This window comes from Serratia sarumanii, from assembly GCF_029962605.1.
GTDB lineage: Bacteria > Pseudomonadota > Gammaproteobacteria > Enterobacterales > Enterobacteriaceae > Serratia > Serratia sarumanii.
This window is the reverse complement of record NZ_CP124750.1, coordinates 1,814,207-1,833,218: the sequence shown is the minus strand read 5'-3', so window position 1 is coordinate 1,833,218 and position 19,012 is coordinate 1,814,207. Positions and strand designations below refer to the sequence as shown.

Below are 19,012 nucleotides of genomic sequence, written 5' to 3'. Positions count from 1 at the left end.
TCAGGAACCGGCCTGGGCGGCGTTCAGGGTATCCTGCGCCACCGGCTCGGCCGCCATGCCGTCGCTCAGCTTGAGCTGGCCCGAAGTCACCACCCGATCGCCTTCCTGCAGGCCATTGACGATCTCGACGCGCCCGTCGTTGCGCTCACCCACGGTGACCGAAACGCGCTTGACCGTCATGCCCTTTTCACCCTGCTGGGCCAGAAACACGGTATCGCCGTACGCGGTATAAGTCAGCGCCGTTTCCGGCACCGTCAGCACCGCCACGCGCTGCTGCTGCGTGACGCGAATGCCGGCGTACATGCCGGCCTTCAGCAATCCCTCACGGTTGGTCAACGTCGCCTGCACCTGCACGGTGCGGGATTTGCCGATCATCGGGTCGATAGCGGTAATGACGGCGGGGAAAGCGCGATCGGGATACGCCCCAACCTGCACCGACACCGCCTGGCCTGGCGCCAACCCGGCGCTGCTTTGTTCGTCCAGCGAAAAGTTGACGCGCAGCCTATCGGCGTCCACCAGGTTCGCCACCGCCTCGGCGGCGTTAAGATATTGCCCTTCATGCACGCGGCGAATGCCGATGACGCCGGAAAACGGCGCGCGGATCGCCTTCTGCGCAATTTTGGCCTGCGTTTCCCGCACCGCGCCAAGCGCCATATCCCGCTCGGCCAGCGCATCGTCCAACTGTTGCCGCGCAGTGGCGTTGAGGTTCATCAGTTTTCGCATGCGCCCCAGCAGCAGATCGGCGTTGCGCAATTGCGCCTGCAGACGCACCAGCTCAGCCTGTTCGACCGCATCGTTGAGCTGCACCAGCAACTGCCCCTGCCGCACCGTTTGGCCGGATTCGAACAGGATACGCGTGATGCGGCCGCTGGTTTCCGCCGCCACCTCCACCTGGCTGGCCGCCTCCAGCTCGCCCACGCCGGCGTAGCTGCGCGCCGCCTGTTCACGCAGTGCGGGCGCCAGCGCCACTTTCACCGGCGGATAGGCCGGTGCGCCTTCGCTTTGCCGCGCGGTGGAACGCATCGCTACCGCAGCGACGACGAGTACCGCCAGCAGCGCCGCGATAATGAGATATCGTTTCATCATGCAGCCTCACGCGTGTTGGCCAGACGTTGACGCAAACGGCTGGCGATGGCCGTCACCCACAGCCCGCCGATCACCGTGATGTGTTCCAGCGCGAAGTAGAGAGAAATCTGCATATTGGGAGCGGACATATTCCAGAAGGTGTGGACGATCGCGATAGTCAGGATCAGAAACACCGACAGCATGCCGGCGCCCAGCCACACCCACCGGTTCAGCAGGATCAATACCGAACCTGTCAGCAGCACCGCCGCCGACGCCAGGTTGAACAGCCAGGCCGGATGCAAACCGGCGGCGCGCATCTCCGCCAGGCTCCCTTCGATGTCGAACAGCTTGGCGAGCCCCGACGAGATAAAAATCACCATCAAGCACAGACGTGCGAGCAGCCAAAGCCAATAACTGTCCAGAGCGGTGTTGATAAAGCGTTGCATAACGGTTTCTTCCTGATTTTACAGCCAAAGCCATCCTTCTCCCCAATAAGGCGGGGGCAGGTCTCGAGAGATGCCGGTTGCCAAGCCCGGCAGGCTGAACTATAAAACCTCAGGTTAACTTGAGGTCAAGTTGAGGAAGATAAAATGGCAAGAAATGAACCGATTGACGCCAATCGGCTATTGACCGTCGGGGAAGTGGCGAAACGCAGCGGCGTGGCGATATCCGCGCTGCACTTCTACGAGAGTAAAGGGCTGATTCAGGCGACGCGCAACGCCGGCAATCAGCGGCGTTATCCGTCGGTGGTATTGCGCTATATCGCGGTGATCAAGATCGCACAGCGCGCGGGCATTCCGCTGGAAGAGATCCGCGCCGCGCTGAGCCGTTTCCCCATCGGCAGCAAGCTGACCTCAGAACAATGGGGAGTGCTGTCCTCCGCCTGGCGCAAAACGCTGGATGAGCGTATTCAACGGCTGACGGTGCTGCGCGACCATCTCGATAGCTGCATCGGCTGCGGCTGCCTGTCGCTCGCCGACTGCCCGCTGCGCAACCCGAACGATATATTGGGCCGGCAAGGGGCCGGCGCGCATATTTTCGAACACCCGGATGGGCAGTGACAGGCGGCTAGGCAACCGGCATCATCGAGAGGCGGCGATTGGCTTCGGCGAATACCGCGACGCTGTGATCGATAAACGCCCGCACCGGCGGCAACAGGCCTTTGCCGCTGGTGAACACCAGATGAACAATGCTGCTCGGCGCACGCCACTGCGGCAGCAGACGCAGCAGTTGACCCGTTCGCAATTCGTTGGCACACAAATGGATCGGCAAAAACGCGACGCCCATCCCGGCAATCGCCGCACTATGCAACGTGCTGTAATCCCCGCAACACAGCCGGGGGACGTGTACGAAAGTACGTTGATTGCCTGCATTATCCTCGAATTCCCATCGATCGCGATCCAGCCACTCCCCCATCGACAACGTCGGCAAGCTGGCCAGCTGTTCGAACGACTGCGGCAAGCCGCCGGCTTTCTCCACCAGCTGCGCGCCGGCGACCAAAATGCGTTGCCGTACGCCAAGATCGCGTTTAATCAATGATTGATCCTGGTCGAAATGACTCGTAATGCGAAACGCCACATCGATCTTTTCGTTGATCAGATCCACATGGCGCTCATGGATCAACAGTTGTACGCGCACGTCCGGGTAACGCGCCATAAACCCCAACAGCAGATGGGAATTATAATACTGCATCAAACCGGGCGGCGAACTGATGCGCAGGCAGCCGCTCACTTCGTCGCGCGCACGGGCGACAATGGCATCGGCCGCCTCCAACCGCTCGATAATCGCCTCACACTGACGATACACATCGCGGCCAATATCCGTGACGCGGAAACTGCGCGTCGAACGTTCGATTAACCGCGCACCGTAACTCGCCTCCAGACGAGCCACGCGTTTGCTGAGTTTGGATTTAGCTTCGCCGCTCGCGCGCTCGGCTGCGGCGAAACCACCATGTCGCACCACCAAAGCAAACAGTTGAAGATCGTTCAAATCCTGCATGCCCCCTCCTTATCGTTTCCAGTTTGGAAACGATGCATTACGCTTTCAGGCACTACCGCGCCGACACCTCGCTGCTTATCCTTTAGCATAACGAAACAAAAAGATTCAACCATAGCAAAGAACAAGCGTATTGCGCTTGGGGAGAACATCATGAAGAACGTCATGTTGAAAACGATGCTGCTAGGGGCTTTTGTCTTTTCAGGCGCAACAGTCGCGGCAACGCAAATCAATAGTCAACAGGCGGACGCCCTGACGCCGCGCCAGGTGATTACCGTTAGCGGTGCCGCAAATCTGAGCGATGCGGAAAAGATGTTGGCGGACAAAACCGCCAAGGCTGGCGCCCGTTACTACAAAATCATCGCGATCGTAGGAAATAACAAGCTGCACGCCAGCGCGATGACTTATCAATAACCAACCCCGGCAGCGGCGGCTGCCGGTTTTTTTGCACCCGCCCATTCATCAGGGATAAATAATGTTCAGCGTGGCCGAGGTGTTGATTTCACCCTGCGTCACGCCATCGCGCTGATAAGGGTAATAATAAGCGCCCATGCCGATGATAAAGTGACTGTTCAGGCTGCCGCCGGCGGCGACGTGAAACAATGAGGTGGCGCTGCCGCGATCGACATTGGAGGGCGACAGTACCACCGGCGAGCTCGGCATATCGCGTTTGACCAGGCGCAGCCCCACCCCTTGCGCGCCGCCCGCGTTGGCATTGGTCAGCACGCTGGCGTCGGAGGCCAGCAGGTTATTGCTGGACAGGAACATCTCGACGGTGCGATCGGCGATGCCTTCCTGCTGCATGTTCTGGCAGCTGATGTTCAGCGAGAACGGCGTGTAGCCGGGTTGGTTGTTATTCAACACCTGCGCCACGCCCATTTTCGGCAATCTGACCGTCAGGCCGGCGTTGTCGAAACGGCAGGTGGTGGTTTTGGGCGCGTATTTGATGTTCATCGGCTGGCCGTACATATCGCGTTCGTCATAAGGCCAGTTGCCGGTCAGGAGCCAACTGAGTATTTTCCCGACTTGCTGCAACAGCCAAATCGGCAATTCCCATATCTTTATGCCGGTAATGTCCGAGACCATCAGCGCGTCATCCAGCATCAGCGTATCCCCCGGCACCACACGGCCATTTTTGGGCTTCGATTCTAACGAGTAGCGCACGGTCATCGGCGTATTTAACTCGGCGGCGGAATGTTCGCCGCGCTTTGACAGTTCACGATCGCCAATTTTATTGACGATTTGCGCGCGTATCCACTGCGTGCCGTTGTTAAAACCAAAAATAGCCGCATTCTTATTATCGGGCGACAGCTTGAGCGTATAGGTAAATTTGCTCTTTGAAGAACTGCAGTCGAAAGTGCCGACATATTGGGTGCTGTATTGCTCCTCCCACACCGGGGTGTTGGCATTCAGCTTATCGGAGAGATCGACATTCAAAGCCGGTGCAAATGAGATCCCTTTGCCAAAACAGGTGGCATAGCTATAGCCGCTGAACAGCCCGGACAGCAGCAGCAAAAAAATCAGCCTGATCATAGGTTCGGTTATCCTGTATTAGCGGCAAACGCCGGGCGACGCGTCGAGCGCCAGAGTCGGTTTGGCGATGCGGCAACGGCCGTCGCGCAGTTGCACCGTCAACGCCGTTGGCGGCTGTTCGACGCGCAGGTACAGCACGCTGGCCTGGCCGACAAAGCCTATCGACCGGCCGTTTTCATCCAGCACTTCGGCGCCGAACGGCAGCGGTGCACCATCGGCGCGCTGCGCCCGCAGCTGGAATGGCTGACGTTGATCGGTTTCGAATTTCAGGTAGCTGACCGCGCCGTAGTAAGGCACGTGGTTGGCGACGTTGCCGCTGATTTCCGCCCCGCTGCTGTGGCCGGTATCCGACAGCGTGACCGAGTTTTGCCGGTATGGCGTGGCATAGGGCACCAGCGCCAGGCCCTGGGCGTTGGTCACGATGCTTTCGTCGCCGTTGACCATCAGCCCTTCGGCCTGCGGCGCCTCGACCACCGTCATGGTGTTGCCGATTTCGTTCGACGCCAGCACATGCCAGGGGATCGCCACCAGGCTGCCGCGCGCGCTGAGGCCGCTCTGGCGATAATCGTTGCCTTCGCTGTAGGAGACGCCAAGCGTCGAGACACGGGTGCGGTAGGCCGCATTGACACCGGCCATGTTGTCGCCGCCGCTGCGATTGCTGCCGTTCAGCGAGTAGCTCAGACGGTTGGACTCCAGCGCGTTGCCGCTCAGGCTGACCGTGCTTTGCTGATAGTGAGAGTCCGTCGCCGACAGGCCGGTGCTGAGGTAGGCGTTGTTGTCGAACACCGACAGCGGCAGGCTGAACGACAGGTAATAACGCGTCTCTTCCTCACGCTGGCTGTTGCGCACCCGGCTGGCGGAAACGGAGTAGCTGACGCGCCCCAGATTGTTGGAGTATCCCAACTGGTATTCGCGGCTTTTCGCGTTGGCCGTCCAGTAATCGCGCTGGGAGCCGGAGAAGAACAGCGTGCCCCACCCTTCGTTAAGACGCTGGTTCAAATTAAGCGTAAAGGTATTTTTCGGCCGGGCGGACCGCAGCGCATCCCAGGTGTTCATATCCAGTTCGGACAAACCCTCCTCGTCGCGCCAGCGGTCAAACTGCCGTTCCAGCTGGCGGTAACCGTCATTAGAGTAAATGGCGTCGGTAAAGCTGTAGTAACCGCGGGTGGAGTAACGGTAGGCCGCCAGCGTGAAGTTGGTCGCGGTGGCATCGAGAAATTTACTGTAGGCGATACGGAAGCTCTGCCCGCTTTCACGGCGGTTTTTCAGACGGGTATCGGCATGCGTCAGGTCGATGGACACCGCCCCTATCGGCAGGTTCCAGCCGCTGCCGAGCAGCCAGGCCTGATAGTCGTCGCTCAAAATGCTGCCGGCATAGCCGGTTACCAGGTTGTTGAAACCGTACTGCAGGGTGCCCTGCACAAAGCCGGGATCGTAATCGGTATTGCTTTCGTTCACCTTGCCGGCCAGCACGCTGTATTGGCTGACGCCCTGTTTCAACATGTTGGGTACGGCGGAAAACGGCACGCTGAACGACTGTTCACGCCCATCCGCCTCTTTGACCGTCACCCACAGATCGCCCGCCGAGCCGGTCGGCTGAATACTGTCGAGGGTAAAGGCACCCGGCGGCACGTTTTCCTGGTAGATCACGTTGCCGTTCTGCACCACTTTCACCAGGGCGTTGGTTTGCGCCACGCCCCGCACGATCGGTGAAAAGCCCTGCTGCGAGTTGGGGCGCATGCTGATGTCCGACGCCAGCGCCACCCCGCGGATGCGCACCGAGTCGAACAGATCCCCCGGCGAATAAAAATCGCCGGCGGTCAGGTTGGATTTGATGTCGGCGAAGCCGCGCTGCAGATAGCGCGTGTTGTTCTGCCAGTGGCTCCCCCGCCCGCTGCCGTGGCGAAAGCTGCTGCTGTCGCGAAATTGCCAACCGGCCAGATTGATCCCGGATTCCAGCCCGGTATAAAAATCGTCGTTGTTGCTGCGATTGCCGTCGCCGCGCGCCTCGGCGTGGTAGTACGTCGCGTTGTAGGCCAGCGTCAATGCGGAGATGCCGCGATTCCAGAAGGCCGGATCCACGTATCCCGCCTCCGATCGGTTGACCCGCGCCTGCGGCACCGTCAGCCGCAGGCTCAGCGCGCCGACGTCCATATCGAACCGACCGCCCTGCACCAGCGTGGCGATCGACAGCGTCGTCTGGGGCGCCTGAGGCGCCGGCAATTGACTCAGATCGATGCCCAGCCGCTGCGCATCCTGGTAGTCGATTTGGATATCGTCGCGTTGGGTGCCAAACAGCAGCGCATAGCGCCCTTTCCAGTCATGGTTGACATACACATCGATCTCCTGCCGGCCGGCAGGCATGTCATTATTGAGGTAAAAACGCGAGAGATCGGAATCGCGCGATTCGCCGGCCAACAGCGACGTATCGAACGTCACCGCCCAGGCCGTATCCGGCAACAAGAATGAAGAGGCGGTCAGCAGCGAGAGGACTTTTTTATTCAGCTTCATTGTTGTTCTTTCAGGTTAGTGTGCGGTGATGGCTTTAGACTTGTAAGCCCCCAGATCGTCGATATACATCAGGTCATAACGGGCGTTTTTGCTGACCGCTCGTTTGCTGGCGGCAAACTGGGTGGAAAACGGCGCGACCATCAGCGAATCAACCAGCAGATGCTTGTCCGCACCTTGGCCTATATTCGCTACCGTAATGAAATACGCGCTTTTATTGATGACGTTGAAGCCTTTGCCATTGGCTTGCAGCGTCAGTTCTTCCAACGCATTTTCCACGCCGCGGGTTAACGCCTGCGGGCGGTAGAACAGTTTGATGCGCGACTTGATCGCCAGCTGCAGCGTATTGGTGCCCTGCAGGTTTTCCGGCGTCGGCGGGATATCCAGCACGTTGAGGTAGAACACCGATTCACGATCCGCCGCCAACGCGGCGCCGACTTTCTGAATACGCAGCTGCTGCCCGCTGTTGCCGTTCACTTTCACCACCGGCGGCGACAGCAAAAACGGCACATTAGCGGTTTCCGGGGTGGAATTGATATCGCCGTCGTCGATCCAGGCCTGAACCAGCGAAGGGTCGGTACCGTTATTCAGCAATTGGACAATCACGTCCTTGTTGTTTGCCGGGTAGATCACCCGCGTGCCGTTAACCACCACATTGGCCTGCGCGCCAACGGAACCCAGCATCAGCGCCGCTATCATCATGTATTTTTTCATCGTTCCCCCGGGTGGCCAGGCCCTATCAAGGGCCTGGCTGTCAGCGCGATTACAGGTAAGAAATGGTGTAAGTCACGTTGGAGCTCAGAGCGCCCACTTTTGCCGCTTCGGCGTTGGTTTTGTAGTAGTACGCGTCCAGCGTCAGGGTTTCTGAATCCGGCGCCTCTTTGTCGCCCATGATGTCGGTGACATAAGGCACGTTCAGCTGGATCGGGGTGGAAGAACCGGTTTCCGCCAGAGAGAAGCCTACGTTCTTCGCGACGGAAGCGTCGTTCTCGTTGACCGAGTTGTTCAGCAAATATTTGCCGTCGGTGGAGATGTTATCCGCGGAGGAGAAGTAGATTTTCAGCGGGGTGCCTGCGGTACCGGCCGCCGGCGAACAGCCGGAGAAGGTCAACGAGAAGGACTTCTTGTTCTTGGTGATTGGCCCGACGGTGTTACCCGCGTCGGTCACCGAGATCGGGCTCAGTGCTACGGTGAAATCCGCGCTCTTGCCGCCGTTAATCGTACAGGTGGTGTCGGTAATGGCGCCGGTAAAGTTAATCACGCCACCGGCGGAATTGTCTTCAGCAAAAGCCACCGGCGCAGCGACCGCGGCCGCCATGATTGCAACAGAAAGCATCTTCTTCATCATGAGATAAAACTCCATAACAGTTTGGTTTGAGAGAATAAATAAAAAGCAGCCGCTGCTGGCGGGATGAAACAATCCCTCCCCGTAATACAGAGGCAAAAGGGTGAACACATTCCTGTTTTTATAAAATCAAGCCATCGCGTTATTCATCAGCCGATAATAAAAGCGACAAAATAACGAACTCCTAGATAACCGCCGAGAAACCGGATGAAATGTCCAATAAATTGTGCACCCGATTCTTCAATCCCATTTTGCGTAATGCACTGCATTTCTGCGTGCTGACCGTTTTTACGCTTTTATCAAGCATTCGGGATACCTGGGTCACCGTATAGCCGAAAGAAAGCAAATGAAGCGTTTCCAATTCACTTTCAGTCAGGCAACTTTTCGTATTGCGGGCCGCCCCACCCTCAACGTTTCCATTTAATGCAGAATGCTGCGCAATATTAGCCAGCAGCAAAGACAATTCCTTATTCATGTCGGGAACTCGCACTCTTTTATCGAGCACCACCACATCACGCGTGACAGAACGAAATAACAGACGACGCTTCTCTTCTGTCGTCAAAAAAATTTTCACGCCATGAATAGCAGACAATAACGCTGCCGCCATGCTGAAACGCAACAGGCTTTTTATCGCATCATCGACGATTAGAATATCGTGGCAATTTCGCCCCATGGCCAAAGGCAGATCGTCGTAGTAAGCAATAACGTGATCCTTATGAAAAATCCTTGGCGCCAATATCCTTTTCATCGCCTCTCTGAAAAAGATGTTTTCAGATACGATACCGATACTGAGCATACTTCCTCCATCCATGGCTAAAGAAAACGGCGATGCCTTGCACTAAATACCTGCCGTTTTCTTGGAAAAATCGCATTGCCGTTTGGGAGCCATCAATAAGCGCCCGGCACATAAGCAGGCGCCGTAAAACACTAAGATAATTCTGCATCAAATCATTAACAACAGGAACATTATTTTTATTAACGTAAATTTTAATTATTATAATCTAATAAATTATATATTTTCAGAATTTAACTCTGCCAAGCATAATAAAAAGAGCAATGCACCATGCATTCTGTTCGTCGAAGAAATAAAAAACACCCTGAATTATTTATGTTTTCCACCCAGAACCTTGACCTGACCGACGTTTCACTAAATACTAGCCGCGACCTGGAAGCCCATACCATTATAAAAACCTGAATACATGAAATATATTATCGACCTCTGCGTGATCTATGACGCAAATGCGTGTCGTCTCCAACTCATTGATAACGATGAGTCATCGATACGGATATCCAATCCGGCCTCGCGCCTGTTAATTGAAATGCTGACTCATCCGAATATCCCATTGAAACGTGAGGTATTGATAAAAAAGGTATGGGAAGAGTATGGTTTTTCAGGCTCATCGATCAGCCTCAATGTGGCCGTCAGTGAAATAAGGAAAGCGTTCAAACTGCTGGGGAGAGAAACCTCGCCGATAAAGACCCTGGCGAAAGTCGGTTTTTGCTTTACCGCCATGATTGATATTTACCCATCACCGCAGGCAACCGTTAACGAAACTCCCCCTTCTTCCGCCTCAGTGCCGCTTTCGTCTTTCCCGTCGGTTGCCGAATCACATAACACGCCGCCGCAGAAACAGGTAAATATTCGCGCTATTGCCGCTATCTGCGGCGCATTTATTCCGCTGTTGTTCGTCGCGGCGTTCTATCCTGTTGAACCGCCTGATCAACCCAGAGAAAATTTAATCTCGTTAGGGAAAAAAGACCGCTGCACCTTGTATTCTCTGGATGCGGACAAGCATATTGATGACGAACTGGAAAAGCGCATGGTCAACCAGGCGCTAGAAGAGAGCGGTGTGGATTGTATAGCCAGTAAAGCGGACATCTATTTTTCCTCCGTAAAACACACGTTGACTTATAACACCTTCCTCGGTGTGTGTTATCTCGGCTCACAAGATCGATATACCCAGTGTGTTACCTACAAAATTCTCAACGGAAAATAAATGGCCGCATTGCTCAACCCCAAAATGCTGACTATCGGATTTTTGGCAGTGATTCTCTTCATTGTCCTGTTTCGCGTTTTAACCCCCGCCGCGCCTGTGCATATGAATTGCCAGGCCGATACGATCACTAAAAAACGATTAGCTTCAGGCGATGACCTGGAATTAAAAGTGACGGGCAGTTTATTCATCTATGACGAACATCATGCCATGATCGTGCAGCGTGGGGACATCACCGTGAGAGGCAAAACCTACAGCCTGGATAGGAAAATAAACTTTGATATAAAGAGGTTAGATGACGGGTTTTACATGACCACCCACCGAGAAATCAGTAAAGCGCCCGACGACAACGCGCCGGATGAGCTGACCCAGGAAATCCCCATGATCTCTCTCGGCATTAAGAACGGCGTTTTTTCGATGCGTAAAGCTCGGCAAGATGCGTACATCGTTCATGGCGTGCTTTTCCCGGTAACGCTATGCCGTTAACCTGAGAACAGAATGCCATAGAGAGACAGCGAAGGATCGCAACGGGGCGCGCTTATGGCAAACACGCCCCAGATACCGATTGGGGAGGAAGGGCTATTTTACCGACATATCCGTACGGACGATGCCATGGTTTTTCATCACCTCTTCCATGGTGAGGTTCTCATCATACGGCGTATCGTCCACCACGACGTCTTGCGGGCGCACATAAGGTTTGGTTGCGCGTTTGAACATCCACCACCACACGAATACCAGGAAAGCGCCGGACTTCAGAAAGATCATGGTCCATAGGGCGACTTGATACCAGTTCATCTCTGTCTCCATAAGAGCATTAAGCGAAATCGATAAGGCGGCGTTGTTTATCACCCCGGCGGTGCCTGACAGCAGCAGGCATCCGAGCAGCCAACCTTGATGACCGCATAATCTCACCGATGCGTGGCCCTTATCAATAGCCGATCGCGTTTCCTGCAAAAGCGCCTCGATTTCTACGCACGCAAAAACAAAAACCCCGTGCTCAGTGAGCACGGGGTCAGAATGTATGGCGGAGGAGCAGAGATTCGAACTCTGGAACGGTTTCCCGTCGACGGTTTTCAAGACCGTTGCCTTCAGCCACTCGGCCACCCCTCCGCAACGACGCGCACTATAAACAGACCTCATTCGCTTGTAAAGCCCGGGCGCGTTCAACCGCGCGAAAAATCGGCGAAGACGCAGCAAACGGCGAACAAACGCGCGTCCGCTCCTCCCTGCTGTTGCAACAATGATAACTAAGGGTAAAGATTGGTAAACAAACTTTAATCAAGCGCTTGCGCTGCCTATCATCGGGATTATTTTGTGATGGCTTGATAAGAGAGAGCATTATGGACCGCATTGTCGTCTCATCTTCTTCGCGCGACTCGCTGCTCAGCACGCATAAAGTCCTGCGCAACACCTATTTCCTGTTATCCCTGACGCTGGCTTTCTCGGCGCTGACCGCGACCGCCAGCACGATGCTGGGGCTGCCGGCACCGGGCTTGCTGCTGATGCTGGTTGGTTTCTACGGCCTGATGTTCCTGACCCATAAACTGGCCAACAGCCCGGCAGGCATCCTGGCGGCGTTTGCGCTGACCGGTTTCATGGGGTATGCCCTCGGCCCCATTCTCAGCTCGTTCCTGAACGCCGGCGCGGGCGATCTGATCATGCTGGCGCTGGGCGGCACCGCAGCGGTGTTCTTCTGCTGCTCGGCGTATGTGCTGACCACCCGTAAAGACATGTCATTCCTGTCCGGCATGATGATGGCAGGTTTTGTGGTACTGCTGGTGGCGGTGATCGCCAACCTGTTCCTGCAGATCCCTGCCCTGCACCTGGCCATCAGCGCGCTGTTCATCCTGTTCTCCGCCGGCGCGATCCTGTGGGAAACCAGCAACATCATTCACGGCGGCGAGACCAACTACATTCGCGCCACCGTTAGCCTGTACGTGTCGCTCTACAACATGTTCATCAGCCTGTTGAGCATTCTGGGCTTCGCCCGCAGCAACTGATCGCACGATACACCAGCTTTCCAGGCCCCGCTCCGGCGGGGCTTTGTTTTTTGCGGCTGAAAAAATTTGCTAAACTGGCGGCCGTTCCGAATTATCCGTTATCGAGGCAGTATGTTGGAGTTTGAAGGTCAGGTTATCGACACTGACGCGCAGGGTTATCTGAAAAACAGCGCCGACTGGCATGAAGGGCTGGCGCCGCTGCTGGCCGCGCAGGAAGAGATCGTGCTCACCGAAGCACACTGGGAAGTGGTGCGTTTCGTGCGCGACTTCTATCAGGAATTTAATACCTCACCGGCTATCCGCATGCTGGTCAAAGCGATGGCGCAGAAATACGGCGAAGAAAAAGGCAACAGCCGCTATCTGTATCGCCTGTTCCCGAAAGGGCCGGCCAAACAAGCCACCAAAATCGCCGGATTGCCGAAACCGGTAAAATGCATTTGACCGCTCTGCCCGCAGCGCCGCTGCAGGCGAGCGTTTAATAACGAATGCCAAACCCGCTGTAATCAGCCAGGCCCTGCGGCTCCACCAGCACACGTTCGACGCGCGCGCTGCGCGGGCCGCCCTGTTTCAACCACTCCAGCAGCTTGTCCACCTGCGCCTGTGTGCCGCAGGCCACCACCTGAACACTGCCGTCATCGAGATTGCGCGCATAGCCTGTCACCCCCAACGCCTCGGCCTGCCGCTGGGTGGAATAGCGAAACCCAACCCCCTGCACCACGCCATACACATACGCAGCAATGCAAACTTGTGTCATAATCGCCCCCTGTTATCTTGTCTAAAGAATAAGTATGTATTGAGTATAGAAACTCAATCAAAAGATAAAGAGGCAAGGAGCCAGAGGACAACAATTTCTATAATAGAGGCTTACGTAAAAAGTAGACGGCCGAGCTCCCTCGGCCGGGACAGACTTGCTATTTTTCGGCAGGTAGCCAGTTGGCCCTTTCTCCGTAAAAGAAAGAGTCGATAAATCTGCTTTTGCCACGCAAGCGGATAAATATGATGACCAGAGCGAAAATAATGGCCGTTACGCTGAGATAAAAACCTAACGTATCCTTATCGACCATTGCTCCGACAAGCAAAATGGGTAACACATGCCAAAGATAAATAGGTAGAGATACCTGCCCCATTTTGACCACAAAGCCCTCAATTCTCAGCTTCAGGCGTTTACACAAACTCACCATCAACAGCAACAGCGCAGCATTAAATGCAAACCATGAGGCGGCATCCAGCAGTGCCCCGTTCGGTTCATAGTACCCTAATATGCCTACGACCAACGCGATAGCGAACAACGCCAGCGGGTTACCGTGAAAATTCTTATCCCCGATCAGGAAACCTAATAAAAAGAAGGAGTAGTAATAATAGAAACGCTTATCACCAATGAATTTCAGCCAGGCATATTGGTTTTCCAGCGTGTCGGCGTAACAGTACCAGACAATAGATAACACCGCGGAAGTGAACAGAAAGAAACCAATTAAGAAATTACTCTTGTAAATGACCATAGTATATAGCACGAATATGATCACTGCTGGGATATACCAAAGATGATAGTAGGGGTAAAGGAATAGACCGATGAACTGCTTTAAACCTACTTCTTCTGAGGAGTAAAGAGAATAAACGCTGTAAACAACGAATGCCAACATATAAGGAATTATCATGCGCCACTGATACTTTTTCAGCACGCTAATCACGCCGCCATCAAGAAAATAACGCCGAACAAAGTAGCCCGTCACCCCTAGAAAAAGCGGCATATGGAAATAATATATTGCCCCACGCAAACCGACATCAGCGCTGCCTGGCAATAAATGTCCCACGATGACGAGCAAGATAAGCAACCCTTTCAAAAAATCAAACGACAAGCTTCTTTCTTTAGACATTTAAGAAAAATCCTAATATCTGCATAATAAACATCAGGTGCTCAATAACAGATTAAGTTAAGATTTTTGTCAATGCGAAAAAACCTAAAACTCACAAAAAACTTACAAAAAGCTTACATCCCCATCTGCCCGGAGATAGGCTTTCTTCCGTGAGGCGAACCTCAGCCTGAAGTCAATTACTATGAAATTCCAAAAAAGACATTAATAATCAACCAGTTAAAAACAAAACGGTAATCTTCAATCCACACTCTTGAATGATGGGCTCTGCTTGCTCACAAGAAAGCGTACCGTCGGCCAGCCGTCGTGAGTAAACATACCACCGGGCAACCAAGCGACAGCGCTATTCCTATTTCGAGTAAAGCCATCTGCTCTATCGTCGATGATGTGAGAGGTGTCAATGACTTTTATTTTTCAAGCTATCGAGGGATGATGTAATGTCAGAAAAATCAACCAACTTGCGAACAACTTTCGTTTTAAAACGATCATCATATTCAACCTGAGCACTCTTTACCTTTATTAACCTATCAATCATTATGTCCGCTTGCTCGCCGTCGAATCCAAAAGAACGGTTACCGTAAAACCGCTCGCCGTTAATCGACACAGCACCTGAGTTTGGGTTCGCAGTAGGTGGAAATGAAATTTTATAATGCCCAGCCTGAACCGAAATCTTTAATACCCCATCACTTATAGCGTTTTCATCATCACTAAAAACCCACTCGTTAGCCAATACTGTGTGAGTCGTCATAAAAAAAATGAAAAACAAAAAGAATCTCACTGGTGCACTCCCTTCACTTTATATTACAAAAACAGCCAAAAATACTCTTAACAAGAATAAATATATCACTCTGTAGCCTTATGCCCTATAAAGCATAATCCCCTGTCAAACATCTAATCCTGCAGGTAACAAAGCGCCTTCACGCACTGATCAACATGCTTTCATCTCTGGCTTGCTATAATACACCTTTTTAAGCTGCCATTTCTTCAGTTTGAAGGCTGCACTTTCTCTCTCTTCGGTGCGACGCCCGCAGAGATAACGCGATACAATCCGAGCCAACGCGGTAGTGAACGCTGTCAGATTCAGCTATGATGACGAACTTATTTTGGCAAACGCTTAATCCAGCCAATTAACCCATTGAATAAAAAGTAGTTTAACCATGCGCTTACATCTCGCCAAAGGACGTGAAAAGTCCTTACTCCGTCGCCACCCTTGGGTGTTCTCCGGCGCCGTTCAACGCGTTGAGGGCAAAGCCCACTCCGGTGAAACCATTGATATCCTCGACAGCCAGGGTAAGTGGCTGGCACGCGGCGCCTATTCGCCCGAGTCGCAGATCCGCGCACGCGTCTGGACCTTCCAGCAAGATGAAGAGATTAACATCGATTTCTTCATTCGCCGCCTGCAGCAAGCGCAAAGCTGGCGCGATTGGGTCGCACAGCGCGACGGTCTGGACGGATACCGCCTGATCGCCGGCGAGTCCGACGGCCTGCCGGGCATCACTATCGATCGCTTCCAGAATTTCCTGGTGCTGCAGCTGCTGTCCGCCGGTGCCGAATACCAGCGCCCGGCCCTGCTTTCCGCCCTGCAGCATTGCTACCCGGAATGTTCGATCTACGATCGCTCCGACGTTGCGGTACGTAAAAAAGAAGGCCTGCCGCTGGCGCAGGGCCCGGTGCTGGGCGATCTGCCGCCGGAACTGCTGCCGATCACCGAACACGGCATGAAGCTGCTGGTGGACATTCAGCAGGGGCACAAGACCGGTTTCTACCTCGACCAGCGCGACAGCCGCCTGGCGGCGCGCAATTACTCCGCCGGCCGTCGGGTGCTGAACTGCTTCTCCTACACCGGCGCCTTCGCCGTTTCCGCTTTGATGGGCGGTTGCGCGCAGGTGATCAGCGTGGATACCTCGCAGGCGGCGCTGGATATCGCCAAACAGAACGTCGAGCTCAATAAGCTGGATCTGAACAAAGCGGAGTTCGTTCGCGATGACGTGTTCCAGCTGCTGCGCAACTACCGCACTCAAGGCGAAAAATTCGATCTGATCATCATGGATCCGCCGAAATTCGTCGAGAACAAGAATCAGTTGGCCAGCGCCTGCCGCGGCTACAAAGACATCAACATGCTGGCGCTGCAGCTGCTGAATCCGGGCGGCATTCTGCTCAGCTTCTCCTGCTCCGGCCTGATGCCGACCGACCTGTTCCAGAAAATTTTGGCCGACGCCGCTGTAGATGCCGGACGTGATGTACAATTTATAGAGCAGTTCCGACAGGCTGCCGATCACCCGGTGATCGCCACATACCCTGAGGGGCTGTATCTGAAAGGATTCGCTTGTCGGGTGATGTAACTTGAAATGCGCTGCCCTGCCCCCATATATGAGCAAGGCATTGTTTCTCAGGAGGTCATCATGATTGCCAGCAAATTCGGTATCGGACAACAGGTTAGGCATAAACTGCTGGGGTATTTGGGCGTCGTGATCGATATCGACCCGGAATACTCTTTGGAACAACCCAAAGCTGACGAAATAGCGGCGAACGATGAACTGCGTTCAGCCCCTTGGTACCACGTGGTGATGGAAGACGAGGAAGGCCAACCGGTACACACCTATCTGGCGGAAGCGCAGCTGGATAGCGAAGCCCAGGAGGCACACCCCGAGCAACCATCGCTGGATGAACTGGCGGAATCCATCCGTCACCAGCTACAGGCGCCACGCTTGCGCAATTGACCGCGCCAAGACCTGAGAAACCCGAGAGGGCCCGGCATCGCGCCTGGCCCTTTTTATTTAGCGCTCCAACCCTAAGCGCGGGATTTCGATTTTCGGACAGCGATCCATCACCACACGCAACCCGGCCTGTTTCGCCAGCGCTGCCGCCTGCTCGTTAATCACCCCTATCTGCAGCCAGAGCGCCCTGGCGCCGATCGCTATCGCCTCTTGCGCCACGCCGTAAGCCGCTTCTGAATTGCGAAACACGTCAACCATATCCACCGGCTGCGGGATAGCGGCCAGCGTAGGGTAAACCTGCTGCCCCAGCAGCGTCTGCCCCGCCAGTTTTGGGCTGACCGGGATCACCTGATACCCTTGCGCCAACAGATACGCCATCACCCCATAGCTGGGCCGTGATGGGTTATCGCTGGCACCGACCAGCGCGATAGTTTTCACCTGTTGCAACAGCTCAACAATCTCTTGATCTTGCATCTTCAACTCCCGTTTATCACTGCGTCACTTTCCATTTCGAGTGTAACCGATCGGCATTCGTTCGGTTAAACGCAACGCAAGGGAAACTTCACCGCAATCTTATGGTCAGAGGCTGTCGCGGTTCAGCTGCGCATGGTCATGTCTAATCGCGATAAAATATGTAAAAATGTAAACAAAATACCCGATTGAAAAATTTTGACACAACCTATGCCGTGTTCAACACTTAGCGTTACGCCACTTTATAAGGAGATAATGATGAAATTTGGTCTGGTGGTTGCGGCGTTGCTCAGCATCAGCATACCTGCCGCGGCTACGACCCTGAAACTCTCCCCGGACATCGACCTGCTGGTGGTCGACGGCAAGAAAATGACAGGTTCGTTGTTAAAAGGCGCCGACAGCCTTGAACTGGATGGCGGGCAGCACCAGTTGCTGTTTAAAGTGACCAAAACCGTACGTTCCGGCCAGCATACGCAGGCCTATGCTTCCTTGCCGCTGGTTGCCACCTTCAATACGCAAAAGATCAGCCAGGTGGCGATCGAACTGCCACGCATCGAGAACGATCGTGATGCGCAACGCTTTGACAGAACGTTGAATTATCTGGTGGTCGATAAAGACGGCAACGCCCTGCCGTTCCGGCATGATGTGCTGCATCCCGACAGCGTCACCTTCAATACCGATTTGGAAAAGGTGATGACCGATTACAACCGCCAGAACCGCCCGGCCTCCGTTCCGAGCTTTGTTCAGGCGAACGCGGGCAATGCCTCAGCCCTCGCGTTGGCCGGCGCGCCGATAAACGCCCCGACGGTGACGTTGAAAGGTGAAAACGTGTCGGAACAAATGCTGCAATACTGGTTTCAACAGGCCGACAAGGAAACACAGAAGCGTTTTCTGCGCTGGGCCAATAAACAACCGATTCGCTGATCCCTCCCGGCGCCTTTCCCCGTAAAGGCGTCTTTTCTTCGCATTTTCAAGCGCAAACGCTAGGCAGTGAAAAACAGTTTCAGTAATCTGTCGCACATTCCCCGATTAGCGAAGGACACCGAGATGGAATTGACCACCCGCACTATCGCCGCGCGCAAACACATTGCGCTGGTGGCGCACGATCACCGCAAACAGGCCCTGCTGGAGTGGGTAGAAAGCCACAAGACCATTCTGGCGCAGCACCAGCTGTACGCCACCGGCACTACCGGTAATCTGATCCAGCGCGCCAGCGGCATTCCCGTCACCAGCATGCTGAGTGGCCCGATGGGCGGCGATCAGCAGGTTGGCGCACTGATTGCGGAAGGCAAGATAGACATGCTGATCTTCTTCTGGGATCCGCTGAACGCGGTGCCGCACGATCCGGACGTGAAGGCGCTGCTGCGGCTGGCGACCGTATGGAATATTCCGGTGGCCACCAACCGCTCGACCGCCGACTTTCTGATCGACTCTCCGCTGTTCAAAAGCGAGGTGGAGATCGCCATCCCCGACTATCAGCGCTACCTGCAAGACCGCCTGAAATAGTCCTCGC

23 protein-coding genes and 1 tRNA gene are annotated in these 19,012 nt (G+C 54.6%); 10 read left to right on the top strand and 14 right to left on the bottom strand.

Annotated elements, in window-relative coordinates; translation table 11 throughout:
* Together SSARUM_RS08675 and SSARUM_RS08670 are read right to left on the bottom strand one after the other, a co-directional pair.
* Complete coding sequence (locus SSARUM_RS08675) at nt 1-1,086, bottom strand: efflux RND transporter periplasmic adaptor subunit (protein WP_060418421.1); 1,086 nt, start codon at nt 1,084-1,086, stop codon at nt 1-3.
* Nucleotides 1,083-1,511: a DoxX family protein gene (locus SSARUM_RS08670; protein WP_033654208.1), complete on the bottom strand. Its 429-nt coding sequence runs from the start codon at nt 1,509-1,511 to the stop codon at nt 1,083-1,085. The genes SSARUM_RS08675 and SSARUM_RS08670 overlap by 4 nt, the downstream gene beginning before the upstream one ends.
* A 144-nt stretch (nt 1,512-1,655) precedes the next feature.
* Between SSARUM_RS08670 and soxR the strand changes: the two genes are divergently transcribed.
* Complete coding sequence (soxR, locus tag SSARUM_RS08665) at nt 1,656-2,126, top strand: redox-sensitive transcriptional activator SoxR (RefSeq protein ID WP_033637918.1); 471 nt, start codon at nt 1,656-1,658, stop codon at nt 2,124-2,126.
* A gap of 7 nt (nt 2,127-2,133) precedes the next feature.
* Here the strand turns inward: soxR and SSARUM_RS08660 are convergent, their stop codons facing one another.
* Entirely contained in the window at nt 2,134-3,063 is a 930-nt protein-coding gene (locus SSARUM_RS08660) for a LysR substrate-binding domain-containing protein (protein WP_033637917.1), read from the bottom strand.
* 150 nt (nt 3,064-3,213) lie between these two features.
* On the opposite strand from SSARUM_RS08660, the gene SSARUM_RS08655 reads away from it, so the two are divergent.
* Nucleotides 3,214-3,474, top strand: a complete 261-nt coding sequence (locus SSARUM_RS08655) for a YdgH/BhsA/McbA family protein (RefSeq protein ID WP_033637916.1) — start codon at nt 3,214-3,216, stop codon at nt 3,472-3,474.
* Nucleotides 3,475-3,522: 48 nt separating this feature from the next.
* On the opposite strand, the gene SSARUM_RS08650 is transcribed toward SSARUM_RS08655, so the two are convergent.
* The 5 genes from SSARUM_RS08650 to SSARUM_RS08630 form a co-directional block, all read right to left on the bottom strand.
* Nucleotides 3,523-4,593, bottom strand: coding sequence for a fimbrial protein (locus SSARUM_RS08650; protein WP_049212751.1), 1,071 nt, complete (start codon nt 4,591-4,593; stop codon nt 3,523-3,525).
* An 18-nt stretch (nt 4,594-4,611) separates the two neighbouring features.
* On the bottom strand, nt 4,612-7,104 hold the full coding sequence (locus SSARUM_RS08645) for a fimbria/pilus outer membrane usher protein (protein ID WP_060429842.1): 2,493 nt from the start codon (nt 7,102-7,104) through the stop codon (nt 4,612-4,614).
* A gap of 15 nt (nt 7,105-7,119) precedes the next feature.
* On the bottom strand, nt 7,120-7,815 hold the full coding sequence (locus SSARUM_RS08640) for a fimbrial biogenesis chaperone (protein WP_060418417.1): 696 nt from the start codon (nt 7,813-7,815) through the stop codon (nt 7,120-7,122).
* Between the two features lie 49 nt (nt 7,816-7,864).
* Nucleotides 7,865-8,449, bottom strand: coding sequence for a fimbrial protein (locus SSARUM_RS08635; protein ID WP_033637910.1), 585 nt, complete (start codon nt 8,447-8,449; stop codon nt 7,865-7,867).
* Nucleotides 8,450-8,630: 181 nt separating this feature from the next.
* Nucleotides 8,631-9,242, bottom strand: coding sequence for a response regulator transcription factor (locus SSARUM_RS08630; protein WP_282494586.1), 612 nt, complete (start codon nt 9,240-9,242; stop codon nt 8,631-8,633).
* Between the two features lie 403 nt (nt 9,243-9,645).
* Between SSARUM_RS08630 and SSARUM_RS08625 the strand changes: the two genes are divergently transcribed.
* Nucleotides 9,646-10,443, top strand: coding sequence for a winged helix-turn-helix domain-containing protein (locus SSARUM_RS08625; RefSeq protein ID WP_051917629.1), 798 nt, complete (start codon nt 9,646-9,648; stop codon nt 10,441-10,443).
* The gene (locus SSARUM_RS08620; RefSeq protein ID WP_049213694.1) at nt 10,444-10,926 is read left to right on the top strand and encodes a hypothetical protein; all 483 of its coding nucleotides are present in this window, start codon (nt 10,444-10,446) and stop codon (nt 10,924-10,926) included. It begins immediately after the preceding gene.
* Between the two features lie 93 nt (nt 10,927-11,019).
* On the opposite strand, the gene SSARUM_RS08615 is transcribed toward SSARUM_RS08620, so the two are convergent.
* Complete coding sequence (locus SSARUM_RS08615; RefSeq protein WP_016928277.1) at nt 11,020-11,235, bottom strand: hypothetical protein; 216 nt, start codon at nt 11,233-11,235, stop codon at nt 11,020-11,022.
* Nucleotides 11,236-11,462: 227 nt separating this feature from the next.
* Nucleotides 11,463-11,550: transfer RNA gene (locus SSARUM_RS08610), tRNA-Ser, on the bottom strand.
* 230 nt (nt 11,551-11,780) lie between these two features.
* Between SSARUM_RS08610 and yccA the strand changes: the two genes are divergently transcribed.
* Together yccA and tusE are read left to right on the top strand one after the other, a co-directional pair.
* On the top strand, nt 11,781-12,440 hold the full coding sequence (gene yccA, locus SSARUM_RS08605) for an FtsH protease modulator YccA (protein ID WP_004928091.1): 660 nt from the start codon (nt 11,781-11,783) through the stop codon (nt 12,438-12,440).
* Between the two features lie 111 nt (nt 12,441-12,551).
* Nucleotides 12,552-12,881 (top strand): sulfurtransferase TusE, encoded by a 330-nt coding sequence (tusE, locus tag SSARUM_RS08600; RefSeq protein ID WP_004928095.1) that lies wholly within the window; start codon nt 12,552-12,554, stop codon nt 12,879-12,881.
* 34 nt (nt 12,882-12,915) lie between these two features.
* Here tusE and yccX read toward each other — a convergent pair whose 3' ends face one another.
* From yccX to SSARUM_RS08585, 3 genes are all read right to left on the bottom strand, one after another.
* Nucleotides 12,916-13,194 carry an acylphosphatase gene (gene yccX / locus SSARUM_RS08595; RefSeq protein ID WP_033646563.1) on the bottom strand — a complete coding sequence of 93 codons (279 nt, stop codon included), beginning with the start codon at nt 13,192-13,194 and terminating at the stop codon, nt 12,916-12,918.
* 157 nt (nt 13,195-13,351) lie between these two features.
* Nucleotides 13,352-14,314, bottom strand: a complete 963-nt coding sequence (locus tag SSARUM_RS08590) for an acyltransferase family protein (RefSeq protein WP_049213692.1) — start codon at nt 14,312-14,314, stop codon at nt 13,352-13,354.
* A 394-nt stretch (nt 14,315-14,708) separates the two neighbouring features.
* Entirely contained in the window at nt 14,709-15,089 is a 381-nt protein-coding gene (locus SSARUM_RS08585; RefSeq protein ID WP_049213690.1) for a hypothetical protein, read from the bottom strand.
* A gap of 379 nt (nt 15,090-15,468) precedes the next feature.
* Between SSARUM_RS08585 and rlmI the strand changes: the two genes are divergently transcribed.
* On the top strand, nt 15,469-16,653 hold the full coding sequence (gene rlmI, locus SSARUM_RS08580) for a 23S rRNA (cytosine(1962)-C(5))-methyltransferase RlmI (RefSeq protein ID WP_033637902.1): 1,185 nt from the start codon (nt 15,469-15,471) through the stop codon (nt 16,651-16,653).
* Between the two features lie 60 nt (nt 16,654-16,713).
* Entirely contained in the window at nt 16,714-17,031 is a 318-nt protein-coding gene (gene hspQ / locus SSARUM_RS08575; RefSeq protein WP_033637900.1) for a heat shock protein HspQ, read from the top strand.
* Between the two features lie 57 nt (nt 17,032-17,088).
* Here the strand turns inward: hspQ and SSARUM_RS08570 are convergent, their stop codons facing one another.
* Nucleotides 17,089-17,502, bottom strand: coding sequence for a CoA-binding protein (locus tag SSARUM_RS08570; RefSeq protein WP_060429840.1), 414 nt, complete (start codon nt 17,500-17,502; stop codon nt 17,089-17,091).
* Nucleotides 17,503-17,757: 255 nt separating this feature from the next.
* On the opposite strand from SSARUM_RS08570, the gene SSARUM_RS08565 reads away from it, so the two are divergent.
* Both SSARUM_RS08565 and SSARUM_RS08560 read left to right on the top strand, forming a co-directional pair.
* On the top strand, nt 17,758-18,423 hold the full coding sequence (locus SSARUM_RS08565; protein ID WP_049235528.1) for a DUF2057 family protein: 666 nt from the start codon (nt 17,758-17,760) through the stop codon (nt 18,421-18,423).
* Nucleotides 18,424-18,546: 123 nt separating this feature from the next.
* Nucleotides 18,547-19,005 carry a methylglyoxal synthase gene (locus SSARUM_RS08560; RefSeq protein ID WP_015377363.1) on the top strand — a complete coding sequence of 153 codons (459 nt, stop codon included), beginning with the start codon at nt 18,547-18,549 and terminating at the stop codon, nt 19,003-19,005.
* Nucleotides 19,006-19,012 lie beyond the last annotated feature (7 nt).

Coding starts and splice junctions, on each gene's coding strand:
- SSARUM_RS08675 (WP_060418421.1), bottom strand. CDS start 1,086: ATGATGAAACGATATCTCATTATCGCGGCGCTGCTGGCGGTACTCGTC.
- SSARUM_RS08650 (WP_049212751.1), bottom strand. CDS start 4,593: ATGATCAGGCTGATTTTTTTGCTGCTGCTGTCCGGGCTGTTCAGCGGC.
- rlmI (WP_033637902.1), top strand. CDS start 15,469: ATGCGCTTACATCTCGCCAAAGGACGTGAAAAGTCCTTACTCCGTCGC.
- SSARUM_RS08645 (WP_060429842.1), bottom strand. CDS start 7,104: ATGAAGCTGAATAAAAAAGTCCTCTCGCTGCTGACCGCCTCTTCATTC.
- SSARUM_RS08655 (WP_033637916.1), top strand. CDS start 3,214: ATGAAGAACGTCATGTTGAAAACGATGCTGCTAGGGGCTTTTGTCTTT.
- SSARUM_RS08560 (WP_015377363.1), top strand. CDS start 18,547: ATGGAATTGACCACCCGCACTATCGCCGCGCGCAAACACATTGCGCTG.
- SSARUM_RS08570 (WP_060429840.1), bottom strand. CDS start 17,502: ATGCAAGATCAAGAGATTGTTGAGCTGTTGCAACAGGTGAAAACTATC.
- SSARUM_RS08615 (WP_016928277.1), bottom strand. CDS start 11,235: ATGAACTGGTATCAAGTCGCCCTATGGACCATGATCTTTCTGAAGTCC.
- SSARUM_RS08635 (WP_033637910.1), bottom strand. CDS start 8,449: ATGATGAAGAAGATGCTTTCTGTTGCAATCATGGCGGCCGCGGTCGCT.
- SSARUM_RS08620 (WP_049213694.1), top strand. CDS start 10,444: ATGGCCGCATTGCTCAACCCCAAAATGCTGACTATCGGATTTTTGGCA.
- tusE (WP_004928095.1), top strand. CDS start 12,552: ATGTTGGAGTTTGAAGGTCAGGTTATCGACACTGACGCGCAGGGTTAT.
- SSARUM_RS08640 (WP_060418417.1), bottom strand. CDS start 7,815: ATGAAAAAATACATGATGATAGCGGCGCTGATGCTGGGTTCCGTTGGC.
- SSARUM_RS08590 (WP_049213692.1), bottom strand. CDS start 14,314: ATGTCTAAAGAAAGAAGCTTGTCGTTTGATTTTTTGAAAGGGTTGCTT.
- SSARUM_RS08625 (WP_051917629.1), top strand. CDS start 9,646: ATGAAATATATTATCGACCTCTGCGTGATCTATGACGCAAATGCGTGT.
- SSARUM_RS08660 (WP_033637917.1), bottom strand. CDS start 3,063: ATGCAGGATTTGAACGATCTTCAACTGTTTGCTTTGGTGGTGCGACAT.
- yccX (WP_033646563.1), bottom strand. CDS start 13,194: ATGACACAAGTTTGCATTGCTGCGTATGTGTATGGCGTGGTGCAGGGG.
- soxR (WP_033637918.1), top strand. CDS start 1,656: ATGGCAAGAAATGAACCGATTGACGCCAATCGGCTATTGACCGTCGGG.
- yccA (WP_004928091.1), top strand. CDS start 11,781: ATGGACCGCATTGTCGTCTCATCTTCTTCGCGCGACTCGCTGCTCAGC.
- SSARUM_RS08630 (WP_282494586.1), bottom strand. CDS start 9,242: ATGCTCAGTATCGGTATCGTATCTGAAAACATCTTTTTCAGAGAGGCG.
- hspQ (WP_033637900.1), top strand. CDS start 16,714: ATGATTGCCAGCAAATTCGGTATCGGACAACAGGTTAGGCATAAACTG.
- SSARUM_RS08565 (WP_049235528.1), top strand. CDS start 17,758: ATGAAATTTGGTCTGGTGGTTGCGGCGTTGCTCAGCATCAGCATACCT.
- SSARUM_RS08670 (WP_033654208.1), bottom strand. CDS start 1,511: ATGCAACGCTTTATCAACACCGCTCTGGACAGTTATTGGCTTTGGCTG.